The sequence below is a fragment of the Solimicrobium silvestre genome (genome assembly GCF_002976435.1).
GTDB classification, from domain to species: domain Bacteria; phylum Pseudomonadota; class Gammaproteobacteria; order Burkholderiales; family Burkholderiaceae_D; genus Solimicrobium; species Solimicrobium silvestre.
In genome coordinates this window covers 1-2,669 of record NZ_PUGF01000055.1, presented here as the reverse complement: position 1 = coordinate 2,669, position 2,669 = coordinate 1, and the positions used below count along the sequence as shown (strand labels likewise).

At 43.9% G+C, this 2,669-nt stretch carries 4 protein-coding genes; 3 read left to right on the top strand and 1 reads right to left on the bottom strand.

The genetic code is table 11. The annotated features are described in order from the left end of the window. The 3 genes from S2091_RS23660 to S2091_RS23650 form a co-directional block, all read left to right on the top strand. Positions 1 to 1,016, top strand: a 1,016-nt coding sequence (locus S2091_RS23660) for an IS1182 family transposase (RefSeq protein ID WP_105534436.1), incomplete at its 5' end; no start/stop codon positions are given. Between the two features lie 297 nt (positions 1,017 to 1,313). Further along, on the top strand, positions 1,314 to 1,775 hold the full coding sequence (locus S2091_RS23655; RefSeq protein ID WP_105534435.1) for a hypothetical protein: 462 nt from the start codon (positions 1,314 to 1,316) through the stop codon (positions 1,773 to 1,775). Between the two features lie 123 nt (positions 1,776 to 1,898). Beyond that, positions 1,899 to 2,456, top strand: coding sequence for a TonB C-terminal domain-containing protein (locus tag S2091_RS23650; protein ID WP_105534434.1), 558 nt, complete (start codon positions 1,899 to 1,901; stop codon positions 2,454 to 2,456). Here the strand turns inward: S2091_RS23650 and S2091_RS24340 are convergent. After that, on the bottom strand, positions 2,453 to 2,669 hold a 217-nt coding region (locus tag S2091_RS24340), incomplete at its 5' end, for a hypothetical protein (protein ID WP_207769800.1). The two genes, S2091_RS23650 and S2091_RS24340, sit on opposite strands and share 4 nt — an antisense overlap.

Here is a 2,669-nt window from a genome sequence, read left to right as displayed (position 1 = left end):
TGGTAACAATCGACGGCAGTAAATTCAAAGCGGTGAATAACCGTGACAAGAATTTTACCAAGGGCAAAGTCGACTATCGGATGAAGGAAATTGAATCCAGCATCAACCAATACTTAACCGAATTAGATACCGCAGATCGCCACGAACCGGAGATCAAACAAGCACGTACCGAGCGACTACACCAAAAGATCGCCAAGCTCCAAACGCAAATGAAACAGCTTGCCCATATCAAAGAGCAGCTCGACGACACACCCGATAATCAATTATCCCAAACCGATCCCGATGCACGCTCGATGCGCACACGCGGCAGCGGTATCGTCGGCTACAACGTACAAACCGCGGTCGATACCAAGCACCATTTAATCGTCGCACACGAAGTGAGCAACGACGGCAACGACCGCGATCAATTATTCAATATGGCGACCCAGGCACGGGACGCAATGGGAGTCAAAGAACTCACCGCTATCGGTGATCGTGGCTATTACAAGAACACCGAAATACTGGCCTGCGACCAAGCCAACATCAAAGCGATTGTCGCCAAGAGCGTGACATCGAATGCCACCTCCGATGGACGCTTCGGCAAAGACGATTTCATCTACGATGCGAGCAATGATGTGTATCGCTGTCCAGCCGGTCAACAGCTAATTAAACGCATGACCGTTGTTGAACGCGGAATAACTTCACATAAATACTGGGCATCTGGCTGCAAAACGTGTCCGTTAAAAAGCCAATGCACGCCAAGTCCCCAACGCCGCGTATCACGCTGGGAGAATGAAGCAGTACTAGATGAAATGCAGCGCCGTTTGGATCATTTCCCGCAAGCGATGCGCATCCGCCGCGAAACAGTTGAGCACACCTTCGGCACGATCAAATTCTGGATGGGCACGCAGCACTTCCTAATGCGAACGCTAAAACACGTGGCCACCGAAATGAGTTTGCATGTGCTGGCGTACAACATGAAGCGCATGATAAAAATTATCGGGATCGCACCATTAATGCAGGCGGTGCAGGGATGAGGTGGGATTTATACGTTAAATCAAGGCTAATTTAAACGCGAATTAGGCCGTTTTATGAATCGCGCTCAAAAAAATGGGATGCTCAAAAAGAATATTTCCGATTAAACTGACGCGTCGTAAGTTGCTTCCTAAGCCGGATTGAGCGCTAATAATTTAATTGCAGCGCGAATTCTTGTTTTTACACGGCCTCGGCACAAAACGGTCGGTGAAATGCTAGATGAATAACCCGTTTGACTAAAACGAATATCGATCATTTGGAATCCGAATGATTAAATTTTTTATAAAGTAGAAATATATATGCCCAGCTCCATTTTAAAGTTATCAGTAGTGTTCTTCATGTTTATTGCTTCCTCCCATTTGCTGGCAGCTGATATCTCAAAAGATAAAAAAAATATTCTTGTTAACTGTCATCCGACAGATTGTGTTGATGCAATTAAGGATCTGGATACAAATGAGCAGGAACAGATTATTGAGATAGTAAAAAAAATTAAATTTGGATTGGATGAAACTCAAATTTCAAAATATTATCCAAAAATACCCAATACAAGTACTCCACCTAAGCACGAATATGGGCAACAGCCTAACGACGTCTCTCATATGGCATCCTTTTATTTAGTGCAGCAAGAAAGTCTCACAAGTCCGATTGCAGGAATGACCACCTCACACATGGATGTTTTATTTGTGAATGGTGGAGCCACTCTTTTAAAAGTTTGGTCTAATAGAATGTGGCATTGCGTGTTTATCTATTTGAACAAATGACTATAGTGTCGACGGTGAGGGACTCTGCAAATTTGACTGACCGCAATGTAGCACCTCGACCGTCTCTTCCGGGCGTGATACGGTCAAAGTTGATTGGATAAAAATTAAATTATTGGGGTCAATATGAAAAGGACTGTCTTGTTTGCTGCAGTTTTTATATTTTGCAATGCAGACGCTGTAGTAACGACAATTGGCGATAAGAACTACTTAGTTTCCGTTCAGGGTACCAATAATAGTGGCTCAGGGGTAGAGCAAATGGTTGCAGCAACTAAAGAGGCGGTTGAGTTTTGCAAATCTAGATCGGGTCACTTTCAACTTATTAAATCAAATCGATTGGAACCTACATCTGAACAACCGCCATCTGCGCGGCTTGAATTCAGCTGTATTTCTGATGCACAGTTAATCAACATCCAATATGTCAAAAAAGTGATAGGTACAATTAAGAAAAACGTTGATTACGTTCCACCTAATAATCAACCACTCGAAAATGCAACATTAGAGATTAAAATCAATTTATTACCAGATGGGTCGTCAAACGGTGACCCGCAGGTGATAAAAACCTCAGGCAATACTAATTTTGATGAGGCCGTAAAACGCGGCATTAGCCACTCCTTCCCGTTTCCAGCTGATGAGTACGGTCATGTTCCAGCATCATTAACCATTCGCTATAGTTTGTTTTAACGTTGCCTTGTATCGAGCAGATGGCGCAAAGAATCGATGGGATTTGAATGACCGTTTTCTGCCCCGCAATCTGACGACTCAACACGGTATCTATGGACTCCACCCGTTTTGCAAGAAGAATTTGATTTCAACCAGTAGGTAAGCTTGCGTGTATCTATACGGCCTGATAGATGAGCGGTTTTTTGCTCTGGCCCTGATGTAATACGCGCGTCA